This is a genomic window from Sphingobacterium sp. BIGb0116 (assembly GCF_024808035.1).
GTDB lineage: Bacteria > Bacteroidota > Bacteroidia > Sphingobacteriales > Sphingobacteriaceae > Sphingobacterium > Sphingobacterium paramultivorum.
This window is the reverse complement of record NZ_JANUDT010000005.1, coordinates 240333-264620: the sequence shown is the minus strand read 5'-3', so window position 1 is coordinate 264620 and position 24288 is coordinate 240333. Positions and strand designations below refer to the sequence as shown.

Below are 24288 nucleotides of genomic sequence, written 5' to 3'. Positions count from 1 at the left end.
GTGAAAGAAAATAATAGAGGTACGGTTGTCGTCGTTGGTGCAGGAATTGCAGGACTTGCTTCCGCCTATTACCTTGTAAGAGACGGATGGGATGTGAAAATCCTCGAAAAAAATACCTTGGACAATAACTGTTCTTATGGCAATGCAGGCATGATTGTCCCCAGTCATTTTACGCCCTTGGCTGCCCCCGGTATTGTAGCGCAGGGGATAAAGTGGATGTTCAATAGTAAAAGCCCTTTTTATGTACGGCCTTCGCTAAATCCACGAATGATCAATTGGGGATTGAAGTTTTTAAAACATGCTAATCGCTCACACGTAGAACAGCATGCGACTGCAATACGTGATTTGAATCTCTACAGCAGCAGATTATATGATGAATTGGCGCAGGAGGAGGGGTTTGATTTTGAACTGAAGCAGAACGGGATCCTGATGATGTATAAATCCAAGGAAATGCAGCATGAAGAAATTGAATTGGCTCATCGTGCCCAGGATCTTGGACTTGATGTCGATATTCTGGAGGGGAATGCCGTTCAAGAACTGGAGCCTAATCTGAAGCTAGATGTTTTAGGTGCTATACTTTATCGCTGTGACGGAAAATTATATCCACCAAAGTTAATGCGGCAATTGATTCAATATTTGAAAGCCGCAGGCGTAGCTTTTTTCGAAGAAACTGAAGTCAATAAATTTATAACGGTCGGAAGTAAGGTGAAAGAGGCGATCAGCAACAAAGGAAGTTTTCAGGCGGATGCTTTTGTCTTGACTGGTGGCGCTTATTTGCCGCAGCTGACATCAAAGTTGCACGTAAATACACCGCTTATGCCAGGAAAAGGGTATTCTTTTATGTATCAGCCCGAGAAAGAGAATACATTGAATCATGCGGCATTATTATTGGAGGCTCGTGTTGCTGTAACACCCATGAATGGCCAGATCCGATTCAGCGGTACGATGGAATTGGGACCAGCAAATGACAAAATTTATGAAAATCGTGTCCGCGGAATTGTGGAATCCATTCCTAAATATTATCCGGAATTGAAGGTTGATTACCCAAGCGAAAAAATATGGTATGGTTACAGACCCTGCTCGCCTGACGGATTGCCCTATCTGGGAAGATTGAAAAAATTTGATAATGTCCTAGTTGCCGGCGGGGGTGGTATGATGGGCTTGAGCTTGGGCCCTGCCTATGGGAAAGTTGTTGCAGATTTATTGGCAGGACAGAAAATAGAGTCTGAAATCGCTGGTTTTAGGCCTGATCGTTTCGACTGATAAAATTATGATATAAACCAACACCCGAATTATGAATCGTTCTTTTTCTTTTAAAGCTCCCAAAACATTGTTTTATGGACTGCTCTTTCTATTCCCGGTCTCCATGCATGCACAAAAGATGAAATTATACGACCATACAACACCTATAGAGCCTTATATTGTACAATATGGGCATGATGTTGAGGCGATCAACTATTTTTATGGCCCTATGCCCAAAGGCTGGGGCAACCAGCAGGCTGCCGCTTCGCCCGAACAGTTAGCACGTCTTCAACGTTTGGATAACGAATATTTGAACAAGCTGGACAAGTTCCCCTATGAAGAACTCGAAACATCGGGGCAGGTAGATTTTATCTTACTGAAGCGCAAACTAAAAAGTGATCTCCTTTCATTGAAAGAAGATGAGTCGAATTACAACCGGTTATCCGTGTATTTACCTTTCGCACAGCGAATTTTTGCACTTGAAAAGGAACGCCGTAGGGGGAAGCGTCTGGCAGGAGAAGATGTCGCAAAAGAGCTGACGCTGGTTGCCGGTGAAATCGATCGGTCAATAGCTGCGCTGCAGGAAAAGACCAATATTCCTTATTCAGATGTTAACTTTCTGGTTGCCTTATTAAATTCGCTCGACTTAAGGCTTACCAGCACCTTCGATTTCTATAATGGATATGACCCTGAATTTACCTGGTGGGTACCCTCCATATTTCAGCAAGTGAAAAGCAAGCTGTCGGATTATAAGGAGAAATTGGCTGCAAAAAGTGATTGGAAAGTGTTTGATGACGGTAGTCAGATTGCTGGTTGGCCTATCGGGGAAAAAGAGATAAACCGAAGACTCAAAGCAGAAATGATCAGCTATACCGCTGCCGATCTTTTAAAATTGGCTGATCAAGAGTTTAAATGGTGTGAGGCGGAGTTATTGAAAGCGAGCCGTGAAATGGGGTTCGGCGATGACTGGCGGGCTGCACAGGAAAAGGTTAAAAACTCCTACGTACCCATTGGAGAACAGCCGGAGCTCATCATGAGATTGTATAACGATGCACAGCAATTTATTGAACAAAATAAACTCATGACTATTCCTGAGCTGGCAGATGAGACTTGGGGCATGATTATGATGACACCTGAACGGCAGCGGGTCAACCCCTTTTTTACAGGCGGACGGGAAATTAGCATATCCTATCCGACAAACACGATGGATCAGCAGGCGAAACTGATGAGTATGCGTGGCAATAATCCTTATTTCTCCCGTGGCACAGTCCAACATGAATTGATTCCTGGTCATCATCTGCAATATTTTATGAATAGGCGTTACAAGCCTTACCGCGAAGAGGCATTTAACACGCCATTTTGGACGGAAGGATGGACATTGTACTGGGAATTGCTGCTGTATAGCAAGGGATTTGCAAAAACTCCGGAGGAGCGAATCGGGATGTTATTTTGGCGCATGCATCGCTGTGCAAGAATAACCTTTAGTATTAAATTTCATTTAGGTGAGTGGACGCCGCAGCAATGCATCGATTATCTGGTAAACCGCGTGGGATTTGAGTCGGCTAATGCGCACGGTGAAGTAAAGAGATCGTTTGAAGGTTCCTATGATCCTTTATATCAACTGGCCTATCTCGTAGGCGGCTTGCAATTGATGCGCATCAAAGAGGAGGTCGTAGATCAAGGGAAAATGTCATTTGCTGCATTCCACGACCGTGTGATCAAAGAAAATTATCTACCGATGGAAATGTTGAGAGCGATTATCAAGGGCGAAAGGTTAAAGCCCGATTACGAGACAAACTGGAAGTTTTATCATTTTAATAACTAGGTGTTTATGAGTGAGTCGAAACAAACTTTTCAAAAGTCTCTCGGGTTATTGGATGCCACTATGCTGGTGGTTGGAAGTATGATCGGTTCTGGGATTTTTATTGTATCTGCGGATATTGCGCGCAACACGGGGTCTGCAGGCTGGATGATGGTGGTATGGCTGATCTGTGGTTTTATGACATTGACTGCAGCGTTGAGCTATGGTGAATTGAGTGCGATGTTTCCAAAGGCAGGAGGACAATACATCTACCTTCGGGAGGCTTATGGGCCGGTATTGAGTTTTGTATTTGGCTGGACATTTTTTGCCGTTATACAAACTGCGACAATAGCTGCTGTGGGGGTAGCTTTTGCGAAATTTACAGCCTATCTTTTCCCTTTCATGGATGAAGATGTTTACCTGCTAGAATGGTCAGATTATCGGGTATCTGCAGCGCAACTGCTGGCAATTGCCGTCATTATTGTATTAACCTATATTAATTCAAGAGGCGTAAATAGCGGAAAGCGCGTACAGACATCCATCACATTGATCAAGATCGGGAGCCTGCTGCTCTTGTTACTCTTTGGCTTCCTTGCTTTGAAACATGAAGTTTGGACTTGGAACTGGGACAATATATCTCTTTGGTCAATGCGCCGTTTAAATACGGATGGAACGTATGCATCTTATGATGGATTTTCAGCAATGGGCGCTTTTTCTGCGGCTATGGTCGGTGCGCTCTTCAGCAGCGATTCCTGGCACTCATCTTCCGCAGTAGCCGGCGAAATTAAAAATCCACAACGTAATATCGGGTTGAGTCTTGCATTAGGGACTTTACTGGTTACCGTAATCTATCTCCTGACTAATTTGATGTACACCGGCATATTGCCTTTAGAAGCTATGGTCAATGCACCAAAAGATCGTGTAGCCATGAGTGTCGCACAAGAGGTTTTTGGTCCTTTTGGGATTACTATTATAGCTATTATGATCATGATAAGCACCTTTGGTTGTAATAATGGGATTATCCTGGCGGGAGCGAGGGTGTATTATTCTATGGCCAAAGATGGTTTGTTTTTTAAAAGGGCGGGTAAGCTCAATGCGCATGCGGTACCTGCCTGGGCACTCTGGATACAATGTGTCGCTGCGTCAATATGGTGTTTAAGCGGAAAATATGGTGATTTATTGGACATGATTACCTGTGTGGTCGTCATATTTTATGTACTCGCGATTGCGGGTATTATTCGTCTCCGTATCACACGTCCAGATTTGAACAGACCCTATAAGGCATTTGGGTATCCTTTTCTTCCCATTCTTTATATTCTGATGGGACTTGCCTTTATTGGGTTGATGGTTATTTTTAAACCCAACTATACCTGGCCAGGCATTATCATTGCACTATTGGGTATCCCGATCTATTATTTAATCAATCCTAAGCGAAGAAAGTATGAAGTTTCTTAGTACAGCGGTTTTGTTGTTGTCGGCACAGTTTCTGTTTGGTCAAGGAACTTTGGCAGATTATACACGTGCACAAAACCTAAAAAAACAATTGACCAACAAAATTGAAAATCAGCCCGGCCAATTTTATTGGAATGATAAGGGGGATCTCTTTTGGTATGATCGAAATACGTTGCAGGGAAAAGAGTATATTTTGGTCAATCCCCAGGCAAAAACAAAAGAACAGCTGTTTGATCTGACGAAAGTATTTTCGTTAGTGGATGAAAAATTGGGAAAGAAAATCGAAAATCGTGTTATTTCCAATGATCAGATAAAATTGCTGGACGAGGATCAAGTGTCGCTCGATATCGCGGGCTACCTGTGGATCTGGAACCGCCGTTCCTCGCAATTGAGCCAGGGCGCTGCAAGTGGAAAAAAAGATCGAAATACGCGATATTGGGGGCAGCGTGAACAGGGAAATGCCTATGGGGAAGTTGAGTCTCCAGATAAAAAATATGTGGCATTTATCCGCAATAATAATGTATTCCTGGCAAAAAAGGGAAACACAAACGAGGCGCGACAAATTACCTTTGATGGCAACACGGCAAATTATTATAGCAATGATATTCAATGGGCACCAGATAGCCGTAAGCTGGCTACAGTAAAAACTCAAAAAATAGAGACCAGGCAACTGACGCTTATTGAATCTTCTCCGAAAGATCAGCTGCAGCCTAAAATTCAGACACGCGATTACGTGAAGCCCGGAGATGAGCTGGCGCAAAAACTACCCATCTTATATGATCTTGAAAAAGACCGACTGTCGGTGTTTGATGCCGCGCTCATACCAAATCAATTTTACCTTTCGGATCTTTCCTGGCGTGATGACAGCAGAGCATTTACCTTCGAGTATAACAAACGGGGGCATCAAGTCTATGGCGTCATGCAAATGGATGCAAATAGTGGTACCTCGAGTTTTCTGATTCAGGAGCAGAATAAGACCTTTATTGATTATAGCGGCAAGAAATACCGGGAGGATCTGGCCGATGGAAAGGAGATTGTATGGACCTCTGAACGTGATGGTTGGAACCACCTGTATCTCTATGATGGAATTACTGGGAAAATAAAGAACCAGATAACGAAAGGCAACTGGGTTGTTCGGAAAGTTGTGCATGTTGATACTGAAAAACGAACGGTTATTTTCGAAGGCAGCGGAATGAATGCCGCAGAAGATCCCTATTTGGTCCACTATTACGCTATCGGTTTAGACGGAAAGGGCTTAAAACTGCTGACCGAAGAAAATGCAAATCATCAAGCTTTTTTCAATAAAGACTATTCGCAGTTTGTGGATACGTATTCCCGGGTCGATCAGCCGCCAATTTCAGTATTGCGCGACAAAAATGGCCGTCTTATCATGGAGTTGGAGAAAACAAACAGTAGTCTGCTCGAAACTACAGGGTGGCGTGCACCGGAAGTTTTTAAAGCCAGGGGACGTGATGGCGCAACGGATATCTGGGGGATTATTATTCGGCCGACGAATTTTGATCCTGCTAAAAGCTACCCTGTCATCGAATACATTTATGCGGGACCGCATAGTTCTTTCGTACCCAAATCATTTTATAGCAACCCGAGCGGGATGTACGAACTCGCCGAATTGGGCTTTATTGTGGTACAGATCGACGGCATGGGGACCTCAAATCGTTCAAAGGCTTTTCATGATGTCTGTTGGAAAAATCTGAAAGATGCGGGCTTTCCGGATCGAATTGCCTGGATGCAGGCTGCGTCAAAACAATATAAATACATGGATACCGGCAGGGTAGGGATCTATGGCACATCTGCCGGGGGCCAAAGTTCAACCGGCGCGCTGTTATTCCATCCCGAGTTTTACAAAGTTGGCGTTTCCTCCTGTGGCTGTCACGATAACCGAATGGATAAAATATGGTGGAACGAGCAATGGATGGGCTGGCCTGTAGGTCCTGAATATGCGGCTAGCTCCAATATTGAAAATGCTGCTAAGCTGGAAGGAAATCTTTTGCTGATTGTTGGAGAACTTGATGATAATGTGGATCCTTCATCCACTTTCCAATTGGTTGATGCTTTGATCAAAGCGCGTAAGAATCATGATTTTATTATGGTTCCTGGAATGGGGCATTCTTCCGGGGGAGATTATGGTGAACGAAAAAGAAGGGACTATTTTGTAAAACATCTTCTTGGCGTAGATCCGCCTGCCTGGAATCAGTATTGATCTTTCATCAGGACAATAATCCGCTAATGCAGGCCTATTTCCTGTTTTTTCTGAAAGTGTCTGGATCTTATTGGCCAGAAAGGACCTTCGGTATGCTTTTTATTGCTGTTGGTGTCTGCGAAGTCATGAAGGTTTTATTTCAATTGGGAATAGGTATGAAGCGATAAGAGTGGCTCAGAAATACAGCGCCCCGGAAAGTAGCTAACTTTCTGGGGCGCTGTGTTTATTTCATGTTGGTAACATTGAAGCTGTTTTTATTCGACCAATACGCCGACATAATAGTTAAACGTATCAATATCGATATTCTCTTTCGTTAAACCGGTCACTTTAATCGGTCTGAAACGTTGGTCCAACTGGATAAGTTCTCTTTTTTGACCTTTTACGCCAATATGTATGGGCATATGGAAGCCTTTGACTTCGCTGATCCAGCGGCCTAATATTCTGCCTGAAGGATCTTGTTTGATTTCTAGTGTAGGAATGGCAGCATGTTTTACATACTGTTCAAATACTTTTAAAAGGTCTAGACCGGACTGCTGGCTTACGCAGTTGACAACATCATTATAATCGACTTGTTGGTGATAAAACTTGCTGTTTAATCCCCGGAGAATATTCCGCCACTTTTCATCATTGTCGATCATCGTACGGATCATGTTAAGCATAACACCGCCTTTGGGATACATATCCCCAGATCCTTCTTTATTTACGTGGTAGGGGCCCTGGATGGGGCTATCATTTTGGATCCCGCTCCGGATACCATGGGCGTAAGCCTGGCTGGCTTCCTTACCATAGAAATAGTCGATAAATAAGCCTTCGGAATAATTAGTGAAGCTTTCGTGAATCCACATATCGGCCAGATCAGCTGAAGTAATATTGTTGCCAAACCATTCATGACCAGATTCGTGGACCACAATAAAATCCCATTTATGTCCCCAGCCGGTTCCCGACGCATCCCCGCCGCGATAGCCATTCTGGTAATGGTTACCATAGGCGATGGCACTCTGGTGTTCCATGCCGGTATGGTAGGTTTCAACAAGTTTATAGCCATCTTCATAGAAGGGATATGGACCAAACCAATGTTCAAAGGCTTCTAAGGTCTGGTTGGCGTTTTTTTGAAGATGGGCTTTTTTTTCTGCCGTATCGTTTTCGCGCAAAATATAATAGTCTATATCCAATGGTCCTTTTTCACCTTTGTATTTTTCCTTAAAATGAACGTAGTCGCCGATGTTGATGGCGACATTGTAGTTGTTGATTGGATTGGCAACTTTCCAGTGGTATTTGGTGTAACCATCCTTCATCTTTTCTACCTTGACCAAACGTCCATTGGATACATTCATCACCTCTTTTGGGACAGCGATGGAAATCAGCATACTATCCACTTCATCGGATTGATGGTCTTTGTTTGGCCACCAGACACTCGCGCCCATACCCTGGCATGCCGTGGCCACCCATGGCTTTCCATTGCTATCTTTTTTCCAGTCAAAGCCGCCGTCCCAGGGAGCTTTGAGGGCTTCTGTAGGATGGCCTTCGTAATATACCGTAAACTCTTCCTGTATTCCTTTCTTGATAGTCGCAGGAAATTCGACAAAGACAGCATTGTGTTCTCTGGTAAAGGAAAGTTCTTTCCCCTTATATACGACTTTGTCTACTTTGAGATTTGCAAAAAGATCAAATTGCAGGCGATTAAAATCAGTTGTGGCCTTGAAACGGAAAAGGTTTGAACCCGAAATAAACTTATTGTCTATATCTACCTTAACATCCAAATGATAGTATTGGATATCGTAGCAGGTTCGCAGCGGTGACAGGTATCCGCGCAGTGAATCCGCTCTTGTGAATTCATTTTTTTCTTTCATCAGCTGCGCTGCTGATTGCTGTATGCCTGCGGTCAGCAGACAGCAGGTTCCCAATGCATATAATAGTATTCTTTTCATCTGTAAATGATAACTATTCGGTTTATCTTCCACCCGGAGGGCAATGTAATTTTAGATAGTTTGTAAATAATGTTTTTAAATGCTCATGTGTACCTTGTCCCTCGCTGATCGAATGGCTGCGGTTGGGGTAAGACATCAACTGGAACTGCACGTTATTTTTGATCAGTTCATTGATCAGGACTTCTGCATTTTGATAATGCACATTGTCGTCTCCGGTTCCATGGATATAGAGTAAATTACCTTTGATGTTTTTTGCATATTTCAGGGGAGAGCCGTTTTCAAAGTCTGCAAGATTTTCTTGGGGGAGGCCCATGTAGCGTTCTTGGTATACGTTGTCGTAAAGTAACTGATTTGCTACAGCTGCAATAGCAATACCCGTTTTATAGATTTGAGGATATTGTCCCAGTAGGTTAAGCGTGCTTGATCCGCCACCGCTCCAGCCCCAGACGGCCACACGTGAATTGTCGACAAAAGGCCATTTCAGGATTTCTTGTGTTGCTGAAGCCTGGTCGCGAATATTGAGCTGTCCGATATTGCGGTAGATGCTTTTTCGCCACAAGCTGCCTTTAGGAGCAGGGGTTCCGCGATTATCCAAAGAAATATAAATGTAGCCATCCTGCGCCATATTTCCTTTATATAAACTGTTATAACCTGCACCAAAATTGTCTAATACAGTTTGTGATGCTGGTTCGCCGTAGACCATAAAGACGACAGGATACTTTTTATTGGGATCGAAATCAAGTGGTTTTACCATCCAGCCGTCTAACTCAATACCGTCGGTTGTTTTAACTTTAAAAAACTCGGCAATACCATCGCTGACTTTCTTTTCACGCTTAAAATCAAAGTCTACGAGTACTTTGTGTGTCGGTAACTCAATAACGGCATTGTGCTTTAATGTTGCCCGGTTGCTAAAGCTGAAGATGGCAATTTTACCGTCTTTTGAAATATCATAATCGCAGGTGCCTTCGTATGAGGCCGGGGTCAGTCTTTTTGGAATTCCGCCTTTTGTCGATACACTATACAGATACTTCTGCGTTGCATTGCTTGGAGAGGCGGTAAAATAAATCGTTTCATTTTTCGGATCGAAAAAATCAAGATTGATCATATCGTAGTCCGCTTTCATAACCAGCTTCTCGTTGCCCGATAAATCAATCTGATAGATTTTGCGCCAGCCGTCCTTTTCCGAGACCCAGATGAAGGCCTTGCCACCTTGAACCCAGTCCCATCCCGAAGGATCGTTATTGTTCCATCGTGCTTTGATATCAATCCACGAGTCGCTTTGCTCCTGATGTATATTTTGCGCTTTATTATCGGAGAGAGCGACGGTATAGATTTTGCTCTCATTTTGTTTTCTGTTGAGCTGCTCTAGGATAACCTGCTTGCTATCAAGACACCATTCCATGCGGGGAATATAGTGCTGGTTGGGATCTCCCGGGATATTCAGCATGGTATTTTTTCCAGTGGCGATTTCATAGGTCCATATCGAACAGACACTCGGCGATTGTCCAACTTTAGGATACTCCACGGGAATGGTATAGGAGTAGAGGCTATCCGTATTGTTGATCATCAGAAAATTACGGATGTTGCGGGCATCAAGCTTCCAATAAGCAATGGAAGCACCGTCCGGCGACCAGCGGAAACCATCTTTACAGCCAAATTCTTCCTCGTATACCCAGTCGAAAGTACCATTGATTAAACGGTCTGTTCCATCTTTGGTAACGGAAACGATGCTGCCATTAGCGAGATCTTCCACGTAAACATTATGGTCGGCTTTATTAACGTAGGCGACTTTATCTGCTTGTGGGTTAAATTTCGCAAACATCAGTTGTGAGGCCGGGAATTTTTGGCCTAGTTGTTGCAACTGATTGGTCTTCTTGTTGTAAACCCAATAATCGCCTCTTGTATTCTCGCGCCATACTCTTTTACTATTGGTATAGATCAATATAAGCACCTTGTTTTTGGAAATGGAAAAATTTTCGACTTTCAAGGCTGCTGTTGCGCCTTTCGGAATAAGCGATTGCTGTGAAAGGAAGATGGAGCGCACCCCATTTTTGGGGTTGACCATTTCTATTCCTTTGTCGGAAAATTCATAATATTGATCACCATGATCTGTCCAGAGTCGCTGCGCAAAAAGGGAAGCTGGAACCTGAAAAATCAGTATTAGAATAATAAAGATCGACTGTTTAATGCTGTTCATTTGTTTATCTGTTTGAGTTGACCCCAAAAGAATTTAAGTTTACTTTTTGGGTTTATCATTATGTTAGTTGTTCGTTAATTAATCAATCAATTGGATTGTCTTTTAGCTGATAGATCTCCTGGATTTCACGTTCAAGGTATTTTCCTAAACGACGGTATCCATCTGTTTCAATAAGATAATTATCTTCAATACGGACCCCGCCGAAATCGAGATGTTTTTTTAAGAAATCATAATTGATAAAGTCCTTGTGTAAATTTTGCTGTTCCCAAAGCTGCGTTAATTCCGGGATAATATAGATGCCGGGTTCAACGGTAAGCACATTGCCAGCCTCCAATTTCTTACCTAGCCGCAGCGATTTGATTCCAAAAGTCTTGGTATCTTTTGGCTCAGCTTCGGTATAGCCTACATATTGTTCCCCAAGATCTTCCATATCATGCACATCAAGACCGAGCATATGGCCTAGTCCACATTGAAAGAAAAGCGCATGCGCGTGATTCATGACCGCATCTTGTGCGTTGCCTTTCATGAAGCCGGTTTGTATAAGTCCATCTACAAGCGCTTCACAGGCTTTTAAATGTATTTCTTTAAAACGTATTCCGGATGTCAGCAGCTGCTCTGCAGATTTAAACGCATGTAAGACAATCTGGTAAATTTCCTCTTGTAAAGCCGTAAAACGTTTTCCTACGGGAAAGGTTCTGGTCAGATCCGAAGCATAGCCCATGGCCGTTTCTACGCCCGAATCATTGAGCAGGAGATCACCTTCATAAAGTTGGTGAAATTGCATATGATTGTGCAGAATTTCACCTCGTTTTGTGACTATCGGAGGATAGGAGAAGGACGTTCCCTGATCTTGCGCAAAATGTTGCATGGCATTGCTGATCTGATATTCGTAAAGATCAGGTTTTGTCATTCGCATAGCAATGCGGTGCATATCAACAGCAATATCGACGGCTTTCTCTAATTCGATAATTTCTTCGGCCGATTTGATGTTCCGTTGCGCAACGACAGCTTTAATCAAAGCCGCAGAGGGCTGAAGCTGATTTGCGGGACGGCCGGTTAGCTGCTCAAGTAATAATTTATTATGCGACTGATAAGGAGGAAGGTAGTGAATATCTTCCTGTTTTCCTTTGCTAAGGTAGTCGAAGAGTTGATTGAAAGGAAGGACCTTGCTGATACCAGAAAGATCTGCTTTTTCAGCTAAAGTCTGTTGTTGGCCCATCCACACAATATCGTCAATGGTCATTTCATCGCCGAATAGGATGGTCTCGTTTTTCTCAGTGTCAAGTACAGCCGCCAAACGTGGACTTTTGACACCGATATAATATAAAAAGCTACTGTCTTGACGGAAGGGATAGGTATTGTGCTCAAAATTGATTGGATTTTCAATGTTGCCTAACAAAAGAATTTTGCCAGTTGTAAACTTTGATAACAGATTATTTCGGCGATTAAGATATATTTCTTTTTTGAACATAAGTTTGGAAATTAAAGGAAGTACTGTTTTTGTTGTGCTAGAATCATGAATTGTTTGTAATCTGCTTCGGCTTGAAGTAGAATTGTCTACCTAGCGGGTTATTGTCTAATACGAATATCGTAAAATTTATGCATGTCAAAATCATTTATTTAAAGGTCTATCTTTGATAGTGTGGTGTTTGCTGTTGTTACAAATGAATATGCTCGCCATTTTGTCTCTAAAAAGGTCAAACAACGAAATTAAATAAAGTTCAGCCTTTCTGTTGAATAATAATTTGCACAATTTATCAAAGTCTAATTGTATTTTAACCCATTTTTTTACTGCTGGTGAATTTTTATTGTAAATTCTTTGTTTTGGTTTGCATATTTCTTAGGGATTATTAAATATTGTCGAATTCTAAACATATTTTGGTATAGTATTTTTATGTTTTGTTTGCAAGAAGTAATCTTCCATTGTAGTTGTTATATTTATATTACTAAACAGTAAACATAAAACTAAATAAACTATGAAAACGCTTCAATTTAACGTGCCGACAACCCGAGGGCAAAGTTTAACTGTGCAAGAAGATGTTTTGGAAACTTTCTATCCTTATTTTCACCGTCATCAGGAAGCTCAGTTAATGTGGATAAAAAAAGGTAGTGGAATTTTGATTGTTGAAGATACGCTACATCCCTTTAAGGAAAATGATATATTCTTTTTAGGTGCGAATCAACCTCACGTTTTTAAGTCAGCGTCCCAAGACGGTCTTTCCAATGAATCACGTTCTGTTTCTATCTTTTTTGATCCCAATGGTAAGCTGAAATCACTATTTTCTTTGGATGAATTTGAATCGCTGAATCAATTTATCTATAATAACTCCAGAGGATTTAAGGTACCGGAGAGGTATTTTGAGCAGATATCGGAACGGGTTTGTCAATTGAATTCCGCTGATCAGATGGAGAAGTTAATGCACTTTTTCTATTTACTAAGAGCATTGGCAAATATTTCACGGGAGGCAGATGCGCTATGTAACGAGCGGGTAGAAGTGGCCTTTGATACAATGCATGGATCAAACCGCATTAATTTCATTTGTAATTATATTAAGGAGCACTATAAAGACGAAATTACGCTGGAAGATGTTGCTGATCATGCAAATCTTACTCCGCAGGCATTTTGTCGATATTTTAAAAAGCATTGCGGTGTTACTTTTGTGACCTATCTTAACCGGATAAGAGTCAAAGAAGTTTGTAATCAACTAAACGAAGAACACCTAGATAGTGTTTCGTTTATTGCATACAATAGTGGCTTCAATAGCATTACTAATTTTAATCGAGTTTTTAAGCAAATTGTGGGCTGCAATCCAAAGGAATATGTGCAGCAATATAAACAAACACTCTATTCTGTTATTTAGTTCAAGAAATTCCAATGGAGAATTAGATTGTACCGGAATAAGGAATACGAGTAAATAAGTCTAGATTTCTTAATTAATCTCGCTAGCGGCTCGGTTGGCTAGACTTTTAAACTATATGAATTCGGAAGTAAAATTCTGCTAAGAATGGAACGCATATGGCTATTCTTGGCAGAATTTTGCTCTTTTTTTATTTATATATTTTTTTCTTTCTCATCTACCTAAACTTCTTTAAAAGAGATTTATCTTAAGTTTTTTTTGAAGTATCTTGTGAAAAATGCAGATAATTCGCTTTTTTTTTGTCTTTATTTTTGATTCTTTTAAGTTATTGCCAATAAAATTCCAAAAAAATGTAGTAAAATAAATTAGATTAATATGTTTCTGTGGTTTTACTTGTAAATCGGTGTGTGGGGAGTGGATAGGTAGGTTATTGTTGTAAAGATGGGTTTATGTAAAATTTCTTTTTGTTGAGATTTGGATGTTGATTTCAATTATTTAACACTTAGGGTTAATAATTGGGCAATACTGGTCAAAATTCGGTTAACAATGAAAGCGTTGTGCTTATAACTTAGTTATTACAAAAAGCACTATAAACTAATACATCTGAAACTAAACTTATGAACAGAAAAAGTATTGCTATGCTAGCTGCTACCTTCTTGGTAAGCTCGGCAGTATACGCACAGACAGTTTTGAAGGGGAAGGTGGTCGACCAAGACGGGAAACCTATCCCTGGAGTTACAATCACGTTAAGAGATGGAACAGCAACCCAGAGTGGACAAAATGGTGAATTTACGATTAATTATAAGCAGGCAGGGACTTTAAGTGTGTCGGCAGTGGGTTATGACCGTAAAGTAGTAAATTTGACCAATCAGACTTCACTTCAGGTCACACTTTTATCGGATGAGACAAATTTGGACGAAGTTGTTGTAACGGCAATGGGAATCACGAGAGACAAAAAATCCCTAGGGTCAGCGGTTCAAGAGGTAAAAGCTAAGGAACTAACGGATGCTGGTCAATTGAGCTTAACAGGTGCACTTTCTGGAAAAGTTGCAGGGGTACAGGTTAATCAATTTGGTGGTGCTGTGGGGGCCTCCGCTAGGATATCGATTCGTGGTAATTCCTCACTTCTTTCAGATCAACAGCCCTTAATTGTTGTTGATGGTGTACCGATTTCCAATAATGCCGTTCGTTCAGGTGACAATACATATTCTGGTGTAGATTATGGATCCGGTTTAAATGATATTAATCCAGAAGATATCGAAAGTGTTGTTACCTTGAAAGGAGGTTCAGCAGCCCTGTATGGTATGCGAGCTGGTAAAGGTGTTATTTTAATTACGACAAAATCTGGGAAAAGAGCCAAGGATGGTGTTCTTTTGTCGTATGATGGGAATTTTTCAATAGATCGAGCGTCCACTATTCCAAAATACCAGAATCTCTATGGGCAAGGAACCAGGGGTGACGAGTATCATTATAATTCTTTAGGTAGTGGTTTAACCTATCAACAATATGCACAGCAAAACTCTTTCAGTTATAAGGATGGAGCTGGCGGAGGTGTTAATGATGGGTTTGATGAATCATGGGGACCTCGCTTAGACATAGGATTGCAATTACCTCAATTTAATAGCCCTGTGGTTAATGGCGTTCGACAAGCAACACCATGGATATCACATCCCAATAATGTGAGAGAGTTTTTCCAAACAGGTTACTCTCAAAATCATAATCTTTCTTTAATGGCTAAGACGGACAGATCTTCGACTCGTGCGTCTCTGTCTTTTCGTGATCAAAAAGGAACCGTGCCAAACACGGATCAAAAAAAGTATTCTGCTCAATTGAACAATGAGTACAAGATCAACGATAAGTTTTCATATGATATCATGTCCAATTTTACCAGAACAGAAAGTGGTAATTTGATTACACAAGGATATGATGGCGCAAACCCGATGAATGGTTTGATTTGGTTTGGTCGTCAGGTGGATATGCAAGATCTGAAGAAAAATTGGAATGAAAGGGATGCTCAAGGAAATTATACCTATTATAATTGGAATTCTAATTATCATATGAATCCTTTTTATACTATGCATAATTCTTTGAATTCATTGAAGACCAATCGGATTTTTGGAAAATCATCTTTGTATTATCAACCGTATGAATTTTTGAAATTTGAAGGTAGAGTAGGTTTGGATTATTATCATACAGATATCTTTGAAAGCAACTATTATAACTTTGATCATCCATTAGGAAGTTTCAATGAAATTAAAAGCAGTAATTCCGAGTTCAATGCGGACTTCTTGGCCAATTTTAATAAACAATTTGGTGATTTCAATATATTAGCGATAGTAGGTGCCAATTACCGAGATAATCAGTATGAATCAAATAGTTTAGGAGCCAGTGGATTAAATGTTTTAGGTGTTTATACGATTACCAACAAAATAGGAGATGCGGTAACAAATATGGACCATGCACATAATCGTTCCAATTCTATTTATAGTCAGGCTTCGATTGGATGGAAAGACCAGCTTTATCTTGATGCGACGGCACGTAATGATTGGTCTTCAACAATTACAAAATCGTTTTTCTATCCTTCAGCAAGTTTAAGTTGGATTCCAACAACGTCCTTTTCTAATTTAAAGGGAAGCGCGTTATCTTTCTGGAAACTTAGATTGAATGTCGCTAAAGTTGGAAATGCAACAACTCCGTATAGAAATGGGAATTACTACTATGCGCAAGCAAATGCTTTTAACGGTATTGCGCAGATGTATAAAAGTATGACCTATGCAATTAATAATTTGGAGCCTGAGGCAATTTATTCTTGGGAAACTGGTACTGAGATCGGATTTTTAAATGACCGTATTCATGCTGATTTCACTTATTACCATAAGAATGCGAAGAAGCAAATACTTCCTGTAACAACGTCCAATGTGGTCGGGTTTAGTAGTATGGTATTAAATGCTGGTAACATCGAAAGTAAGGGGGTCGAACTGCAATTGAGAGGGGATATCTTAAAAAATGAAAATGGCCTGAATTGGACAACAACCATAAACTATTCAAGAGATCGCAATAAAATTTTGGAATTATATCCGCAATTAAATTTAACAACCTATCAGTTAGGTTGGACTTGGGGTATAGCAAATACTGCAACTGTTGGAGAGGCTTGGGGAGCATTAAGAAGCACTGGATATGACCGTGTGGAAGATGGGGCTATGAAAGGTGCCATTAAGGTTAATGAAAGTGGGTTAGTGATGTCTAAACCGAATCAAATTATTGGTAATGTAACACCAGATTATCTGGCAAGTATGCGTAATGATTTCAGATATAAAGACTTTAGTTTTGGTTTTATGCTAGATTTCCGTAAAGGAGGTGATATCTGGTCACAAACGATGAGCCATGCATATACAACCGGGGTTGCTGAAATCACGGCCGCCAACGGAATACGTGAACGGGCTATTGTCGCTGGAAAAGACGTCATGAGTAATGAGCGGTTTGCAATGTCCGATGGTAAAGGTGGGTGGATTGCCAATACCATTGAAACCAATGCCCAAGATTGGTTCGAATCTGGAGGTATTGCAGAAAGCTACGTGTTTGATGGGTCTTTCCTCAAATTGCGCGAAGCCTATTTGACCTATACGATTCCTTCACATCTTTACAGCAAAATTAAAGGAATTAAACGGGCAAATGTCTCCTTGATTGGATCGAATTTGGCATTGTTATGGGTTCACAAATCAAATACAATGCGTTTAGATCCTGAAACCAGTGGTGTGTCAAGCGATAGCCGCGGTGTTGGTTTCGAACAGGCTACAGTGCCTTCTTCAAGAAGTATTGGATTTAAATTAGGATTTTCATTTTAGTGTAATTAAAAAGTAACTCGTATAGAATTACTCTGGATAAGATAGAAACTATGAAAAGTTTATTTATAAAATTAAGTATACCTGCCTTGGCATCAATGATGTTTTTTTCGGGGTGTACCAAGAGTTTTGATGAGATCAATGTTGATCCAGACGCATTGCCAAATGTACCCCCAGGAAATATGTTGACCAATGTATTAAGAAATACTGCGGAATCCTTTGGAGGGGATGTGGACGGTTATGGAACGTTTGCGGGCTATATTGTGAAAATTCAATATATGGATTATATGTCCGGCTTGATTCCAACGAATAACACCTACGGGAATCGTTGGTATAATTGTTATTATAACAATACCCAGATCAAAGATTTGCTAGCCAAAACCGAAGATAAGGCCGAGGCATTTAAAAACGTGCGGACCATTGGCAGAATTTGGCAGAATTACATGTGGTTTTTATTAACCGAAGGATGGCGTGACGTTCCTTATTCAGAGGCGCTTAAGGGGCTTCCAAGTGAAGGAAGTATTTTGCTCGCAAAATATGATAAACAAGAAGATATCTATCCTGCTATCATGGCTGACCTGAAAAAGATTTCGGATGAAATGGCCGCAGGAATAGGGACTGACGACGTTGGCAATTTCGACGTTATTTATGGCGGGGATATGGCGATGTGGAAAAAATTCTGTAATTCATTGCGATTGAGAATGGCAATCCGTATCTCTGGGGTTTCTTCCAGTTTAGCTAAATCTACAGTAGAAGAAATTGCAGGTAATCCAACTAAATATCCATTAATCGTGAGTAACGATGAAAATTGTTATGTTGATTTTCCTGGTGCATTACCGTATTTTGAACCATGGTATAATTCTGGTATCTATGGAAAGCGAATTGATAACTGGGCATTGTCAGATATTTTTATAGATCATATGGTTGCCACAAATGATCCGCGGATAGCTGCCATCGCTCAGAAGACAGATGCAGATACTTATAAAGGATATCCAAATGGGGCGAAATCGGGACCAGCTGTATTGCGGTCTGTTTCATGGATTGGAGAGAAATATATGGGTGATCCTGCCGGATTTATTCCCTTTTATAAATCTTGTGAAACTTATTATAGTTTGGCTGAGGCAGCAATGTTAGGTTATAATGTGGGTATCACAGCAAAAGATGCTTATGAAAAAGCTGTAAATCTTTCTATGAAGGAAAATGGCGTCTCCCAGACGGGTATAGATGCCTACCTAGCCGGTGCTGGAAAATGGAATAATACGAAAGAACGTATTTGGTGGGATGAATGGGTAGCACTTTTTAAGGAGAATTCTGAAGCTTGGAGTTTGTATCGAAGAACTGGTGTGCCTACAACAAATTACCCTTCGTTGAATTCGGTATATGGTTCAGCGCATAATGACCAACCTTGGCGAGCTCCTTATCCTAATAGCGAATATCAAAATAATAAAGTTAATGTGGAAGCTGCAGCCACTAAAGTGAAAGATTTTGTGTGGGGTGAACAAATGTGGTGGGATAAACGAACAGGAAAATTTTAGTTTCATATGTTTATTTTTATGCAGCGAGGCAACTTCAGTTGTCTCGCTGTTTTTTTTTACCCTTAAATCGTATCAGTAAATCGATATTTTGTTTACTACATTTTGAATTTAAATGTGGGTGTAAGGCAGTTAAAATGTCTTCTTTTTGATACTGATCAATAGTGGATCCCGTTCTATACACTGCAGACCTTTTGCGGAGAACTAACTGGGATTTAACTCCACGACCAAGCTTAAGAATACCAAAGGGATTCTGTAACATGCAAGAATGGGTAGGACTGAAGTAATACGATTTTTCGAAGCGACTATGGATCAAGTAGGTACTAACTTATCTCTTTTAACAGTACTTGTTCAGTGCTCGTTCAGTGCTTGCTCAGTGATGACTCAGTAGAGACTGAATAATTAGTGACTAATTACTGTCTAAACATTGATTGAAAATTGTGATTAGCTATAAGTTGGTATGTGGATGTGACGCTAATTGTATACCCATTCGACTTCTGGAAATAAACTTAAAGACCTTCGGACATGGAAAAAAATAGGCAAAAAAAAAAAGGTTTTCAAACGGGGAGAATGAAAACCTTAAATAACCAATTATAAACCTAAATTATGATACAGCAAAGATAGTGTGTTTATTACACTTTGTCAAGAGTTATTTCAAAAAAAATTAAATCTTTTTGAAAACGATACTTGAATTGTGCCCTCCAAAGCCAAAGGCATTGCTCATTGCGGTTTGAACAACTTTTTCTAAGGGCTGATTGATCACAATGTGAATTCCCTCGGGAATTTCGGGATCGATATTTTCGATATTAATCGTTGCCGGAATTATATTATTGTTGATGGATTTTATGGCAATGATTGCTTCGATAGCGCCTGCTGCCCCAAGTAAATGTCCAGTCATTGATTTTGTAGAACTGACCCATAGATTATTTAAGTTTCCAAAAGCCCGTTGTACGGCTTTAAGTTCGGCGATATCTCCAACTGGCGTTGAAGTCGCGTGGAGATTTAAATAGTCAAGCTCACTGGTATTAATTTTAGCCTCCTCCAAAGCCAGAGACATGGCTTTTGCTGCCGCTATCCCTTCGGGATGGGGTGAGGTCATATGGTAAGCGTCTGCGGTCATCGAAGCTCCGACAAGCTCTGCGTAAATTTTTGCACCTCTTTGCTTGGCATGTTCGTATTCTTCCAAGATGAGAGCTCCGGCTCCCTCACCCATAACAAAACCATCACGATCCCGATCAAAGGGTCTGCTTGCAGTCTGTGGGCTATCATGCCGGCTTGACATGGCTTTCATGGCAGAAAAACCGCCAACGGAAGCCGGGGTAATGGGGGCTTCGGAACCGCCGCTTATAAAGACTTTGGCTTTGCCGAGCCTAATGTAATTAAAAGCATCCATAAAGGCCGTATTGGATGTGGCGCAAGCCGATACGGTAGTGTAATTGATTCCTTTTAAGCCATACTTCATTGAAATCATGCCTGAAGCCATATTGACGATAAGTCTAGGAACAAAGAAAGGGCTGAATCGTGGTTTGTAATCTCCTGTCACGTAGCCTTCTACTTCTTTTTCGAAAGTTTCCATGCCGCCCTGACCAACACCCCAGATGACACCGATATCAAATGGATCTATGGCATCGAGATCTAGTCCCGAATCTTCCATTGCCTGCGCTGCACTGTATAAAGCATATTGCGTAAAGAGATCACTCCGTTTAATCTCATTTCTATCTAAGTATTTTTCAGGTTGAAAGTGTTTAATTTCACTTGCAATCTGTGTTCGAAACAACGAAGCATCAAAACGGCTAATAAGCGTTGTGTGGTTTTCGCCTCGCAAAATGTTATCCCAAAATATGTCTATGTTTTCTCCCAGCGGGTTAATTGTTCCCATGCCAGTTATTACAACTCTTTTCATCTCTTTTTATTTTAATATAAACTTATAAATATACCAATTGGTATTTGTTTTTGTAAAAAAATTAAGCCTTGATCTCCCGATCCACCATTTCCTTCATTTTATCCAATACAATGGCAAGATCTTTTCCTCGGCCGGAAATCTTGGAAAGCAAGATTCCGCCTTCGACCATCGCCATAAAGGTGATGGCATAATTTTCAGCAGAAATATGCTGTTTAAATTCACCGCTGGCAACTCCTTCTTCAAGAATTAGAATTAGCCGCTGTCTCCAAAGGTCAAAAGAACGTCTGACTTTTGGGGTTAAAAAAGATAGCGAATCATCGGCCTCCACGGCCGCATTCATCATGGGACAGCCTCCTGAAGCTGCGATATTTTTGAAATTGTCCTTATAGAAATCTAGAAAAGACAAAAGCTTCTTCAGCGATGTTTTTTGCTGTATAATCTGCTGATTAACAGCTTCTGAAATTTTTCTGCTCTGATAGGTATAGACATGGGTAGCCAGGTCATCCTTGTCCTTGAAATTACCGTAGATACTTCCTTTTGTTAAACCTGTCGCTGTCGTAATGTCCGAGAGTGAAGTTGCAAAGTAGCCTTTTTTATTAAAGATGGGCGCAGTCTTTTCAATGATATATTGTCGTGTCTGTTCTGCTTTTGACATGTAATTCCTGTTCTTTTAATGCAAATATAAAAAATACTTTTTGGTATATTAATAATTTGTGCAGGAATGCCTTAGAAATTGGTTTTATTTCGCCTTTGAAATACGATAGGTACAGCGGGGGGCATTTTCGATGATGTATTCTGTTCTGCAGATACGATATGCTGGACCGATGAGTTGCTGAAAATTATTCAGTTCTGAACGGCAGAATCCCTGACATTCGGTTGCAGCTGCACATATGGGACAATGATTTTCAATGAGCAGATAATCGTCAGCCTCTTTTTTCCATTCTGCCATATAACCTTCCGCCGTTCTTTTTGCGGCAATAACTTCAAGTTTTTTTTCGATGGATTCAATATCCGATAGCGCGTCAGTATATTTTTGATATACTTTAGACTCCCGATCACTGATAAGTAGATCCAAAGCATTCTCGCCAAGCACTTGTTTAATCGACTGCAACAGTTGTACTGTAATGTCGGCGTGACTATCTGGAAATCTTGCCATGCCCTGCGGTGACAGACTGTAATAAGTCGAGGGGCGGCCAATACCTTCACTCCGGGCATTGGAGACAATCAGGTTTTGATTCGCCAGGTTCAATAAATGTTTACGGGCCCCTTCTTTTGTTATAGCCAACTCTGTTGCAATCAAAGCTGCAGTGGCTTCTCGGCGCATTTTTAATAACATTAATATTCGATCAGCTGGATTTTTCTGCATTTGACAATAAAAAAGTTGTTTTATATAACATCAGCAAAGATAGTGTTTTTATTTTTTGTTCTAAAATGTGTTTAAAACACAGGTTTATTCTTTTTAATTTATTTTTATGACTTTAATAAAACAACTATTTGGTTGTTTTATTAAATTTGATTCTCTAGTTTTGACTTATCATAAAAACAATAAAACTATGCACAAATTTCAATTACCCCAGTTAGGATATGCCTATGCGGCGTTTGAGCCATATTTTGATCGCGAGACCATGACGATTCATCATCAAAAGCATCATCAAGCTTATGTTGACAATCTAAATAAGGCATTAGAAGGAACAGCAGGCGAAGCTGACAATCTATTGGATATATTAACAAGCGTAAGTAAATATAGCCCAGCAGTCCGCAATAACGGCGGTGGTCACTTTAACCATACGCTATTTTGGGAAATTTTATCGCCCAATCCAAAAACGGTACCCACAGGGAAGTTAGCCGATGAGATAAACGCTGCCTTTGGTTCTTTGGAAGAGCTCAAAGCCCAGATCAAAAATGCTGGACTAGGGCAGTTTGGTTCGGGCTGGTCTTGGCTGTATGTAAAACATTCCGGCGCCTTAGCTATCGTAGCTACTCCCAATCAGGATAATCCGCTGATGGATACACAATCGATCGGCAGAGGTTTCCCTATTTTGGGGGTCGATGTTTGGGAGCATGCATATTATTTGAAATATCAAAATAAAAGAGCCGATTATTTGGATGCATTTTGGTCGCTTTTGGATTGGTCTATTGTTGAACAAAAATACGATACTGTGATTGCAGGCTTGGTTTGATATGTTTATCAATAAAGTTGAAAACACGGGTATATTGGCTTTAGATCTAATTGATTTTAAGGCCAATCTTGCTATCCTAAGTTTTGATATCAAAACATTGTTGTATCAGGAAGCAATCGTTAAAGAAAAAGAATTCAGAGAATCTTTGGCGGCGGTGGACTGGTCTGCTTTTCGAAATAAGGCGGTTGCCATTAGCTGTTCTGTGGACGCAATTATCCCGCCTTGGGTCTATATGGCCCTGGCGGAAAAACTTCATCCTGTTGCAGCGTATTACGATTTTAAGGCGATGGAGGATTTGGAAATAGACCTATGGATGCAGGCTTTGCAGGCGATGGATTTGTCGAATTTTCAGCAGCAAAAAGTTGTCATACGGGCCCGTCCTAATATTCCGGCGTCACTTTATATGTTAGCGACAGAACGTTTGCTTCCTATTGTCCAGACGTTAATGTATGGTGAGGTTGGTATGCCAAAAGTTATTTTTAAAAAAGGGAAAGTATAATGAAAGCATTAATATTTAATGGCGCCTTAGAAAGAAGGCAAGAATCTACATCGGGAAAATTGTCACACTATTTTTCCGACCAACTGAACCAAAAGGGCGTTGAAAATACTATTTTTAATTTGGCTGATAGCGGAATACCCTTATTTGATTTGAGTCTCAATCGGGTGCCCAATGCGGTCAAGATTATGAATAACTTATTTCTTGAGGCAGATATACATTTTTGGTTGTCTCCGCTTTATCATGGAAGTATTCCCGGTGTCATGAAAAACTGTTTGGATTGGCTTGAAGTCAGTGCTAAAAATAAACCGGCTTACCTGACGGATAAACATATCGGACTGGTTTGTTGGGCCGATGGTGTGCATGCACTACAGGGCATTAATGCAATGGATGCTATCGCGAAGTCGCTCCGCGCCTGGACATTGCCCTTTAGTGTGCCCATCATGAAATCTGCGCTTTTTGAGTCCGACAATCCAAATGTGCTGTCTTCGGCTTACCAATGTAAGCTGGACTTGTTGATCGATATAGCTACGAAAAAGAGTAGTGAATCTCGTTGATAAAAAAGCCTCTCGGTAATTCGAGAGGCTTTTTTATCAACGAGAGATGTTTTAGCCTATATTTAAATAGATTAGCCAA

At 40.7% G+C, this 24288-nt stretch carries 16 protein-coding genes; 10 read left to right on the top strand and 6 right to left on the bottom strand.

The genetic code is table 11. The features are described from left to right. The 4 genes from M2419_RS14040 to M2419_RS14025 are packed head-to-tail and all read left to right on the top strand — an operon-like array spanning position 1 to position 6716. Complete coding sequence (locus M2419_RS14040; RefSeq protein ID WP_259255279.1) at positions 1–1263, top strand: FAD-binding oxidoreductase; 1263 nt, start codon at positions 1–3, stop codon at positions 1261–1263. Positions 1264–1294: 31 nt separating this feature from the next. Then, positions 1295–3067, top strand: coding sequence for a DUF885 family protein (locus M2419_RS14035; RefSeq protein WP_200845601.1), 1773 nt, complete (start codon positions 1295–1297; stop codon positions 3065–3067). Between the two features lie 6 nt (positions 3068–3073). Further along, positions 3074–4498 (top strand): APC family permease, encoded by a 1425-nt coding sequence (locus M2419_RS14030; protein ID WP_153848571.1) that lies wholly within the window; start codon positions 3074–3076, stop codon positions 4496–4498. Next, positions 4485–6716, top strand: coding sequence for a S9 family peptidase (locus M2419_RS14025; protein WP_259255278.1), 2232 nt, complete (start codon positions 4485–4487; stop codon positions 6714–6716). Before M2419_RS14030 ends, M2419_RS14025 begins: the two co-directional genes overlap by 14 nt. A gap of 254 nt (positions 6717–6970) precedes the next feature. On the opposite strand, the gene M2419_RS14020 is transcribed toward M2419_RS14025, so the two are convergent. From M2419_RS14020 to M2419_RS14010, 3 genes are all read right to left on the bottom strand, one after another. Then, entirely contained in the window at positions 6971–8644 is a 1674-nt protein-coding gene (locus M2419_RS14020; protein WP_259255277.1) for a M1 family metallopeptidase, read from the bottom strand. A gap of 22 nt (positions 8645–8666) precedes the next feature. Next, the gene (locus M2419_RS14015) at positions 8667–10841 is read right to left on the bottom strand and encodes a DPP IV N-terminal domain-containing protein (protein ID WP_153848573.1); all 2175 of its coding nucleotides are present in this window, start codon (positions 10839–10841) and stop codon (positions 8667–8669) included. 82 nt (positions 10842–10923) lie between these two features. Beyond that, positions 10924–12312 carry an aminopeptidase P family protein gene (locus M2419_RS14010; protein ID WP_153848574.1) on the bottom strand — a complete coding sequence of 463 codons (1389 nt, stop codon included), beginning with the start codon at positions 12310–12312 and terminating at the stop codon, positions 10924–10926. A 505-nt stretch (positions 12313–12817) separates the two neighbouring features. On the opposite strand from M2419_RS14010, the gene M2419_RS14005 reads away from it, so the two are divergent. From M2419_RS14005 to M2419_RS13995, 3 genes are all read left to right on the top strand, one after another. Then, positions 12818–13702, top strand: coding sequence for an AraC family transcriptional regulator (locus tag M2419_RS14005; RefSeq protein WP_153848575.1), 885 nt, complete (start codon positions 12818–12820; stop codon positions 13700–13702). A gap of 614 nt (positions 13703–14316) precedes the next feature. Continuing rightward, positions 14317–17544: a SusC/RagA family TonB-linked outer membrane protein gene (locus M2419_RS14000; protein WP_153847982.1), complete on the top strand. Its 3228-nt coding sequence runs from the start codon at positions 14317–14319 to the stop codon at positions 17542–17544. 50 nt (positions 17545–17594) lie between these two features. Continuing rightward, complete coding sequence (locus tag M2419_RS13995) at positions 17595–19076, top strand: SusD/RagB family nutrient-binding outer membrane lipoprotein (RefSeq protein ID WP_153847983.1); 1482 nt, start codon at positions 17595–17597, stop codon at positions 19074–19076. A 661-nt stretch (positions 19077–19737) separates the two neighbouring features. On the opposite strand, the gene fabF is transcribed toward M2419_RS13995, so the two are convergent. The 3 genes from fabF to M2419_RS13980 form a co-directional block, all read right to left on the bottom strand. Next, positions 19738–20976, bottom strand: coding sequence for a beta-ketoacyl-ACP synthase II (gene fabF, locus M2419_RS13990; protein ID WP_259255276.1), 1239 nt, complete (start codon positions 20974–20976; stop codon positions 19738–19740). A 61-nt stretch (positions 20977–21037) separates the two neighbouring features. After that, positions 21038–21631 carry a TetR/AcrR family transcriptional regulator gene (locus M2419_RS13985; protein WP_075991866.1) on the bottom strand — a complete coding sequence of 198 codons (594 nt, stop codon included), beginning with the start codon at positions 21629–21631 and terminating at the stop codon, positions 21038–21040. A gap of 84 nt (positions 21632–21715) precedes the next feature. Beyond that, the gene (locus M2419_RS13980; protein ID WP_220801487.1) at positions 21716–22300 is read right to left on the bottom strand and encodes a metalloregulator ArsR/SmtB family transcription factor; all 585 of its coding nucleotides are present in this window, start codon (positions 22298–22300) and stop codon (positions 21716–21718) included. Between the two features lie 229 nt (positions 22301–22529). On the opposite strand from M2419_RS13980, the gene M2419_RS13975 reads away from it, so the two are divergent. Genes M2419_RS13975 through M2419_RS13965 form a run of 3 tightly spaced genes read left to right on the top strand, consistent with a single transcriptional unit; the run spans position 22530 to position 24209 of the window. Beyond that, positions 22530–23156: a superoxide dismutase gene (locus M2419_RS13975; protein ID WP_259255275.1), complete on the top strand. Its 627-nt coding sequence runs from the start codon at positions 22530–22532 to the stop codon at positions 23154–23156. 1 nt (position 23157) lies between these two features. Further along, a complete protein-coding gene (locus M2419_RS13970) occupies positions 23158–23655 on the top strand; it encodes a DUF2480 family protein (RefSeq protein ID WP_259255274.1) in 498 nt (165 codons plus the stop codon). After that, positions 23655–24209, top strand: a complete 555-nt coding sequence (locus M2419_RS13965) for an NADPH-dependent FMN reductase (RefSeq protein WP_182980993.1) — start codon at positions 23655–23657, stop codon at positions 24207–24209. The genes M2419_RS13970 and M2419_RS13965 overlap by 1 nt, the downstream gene beginning before the upstream one ends. Positions 24210–24288: the final 79 nt, after the last annotated feature.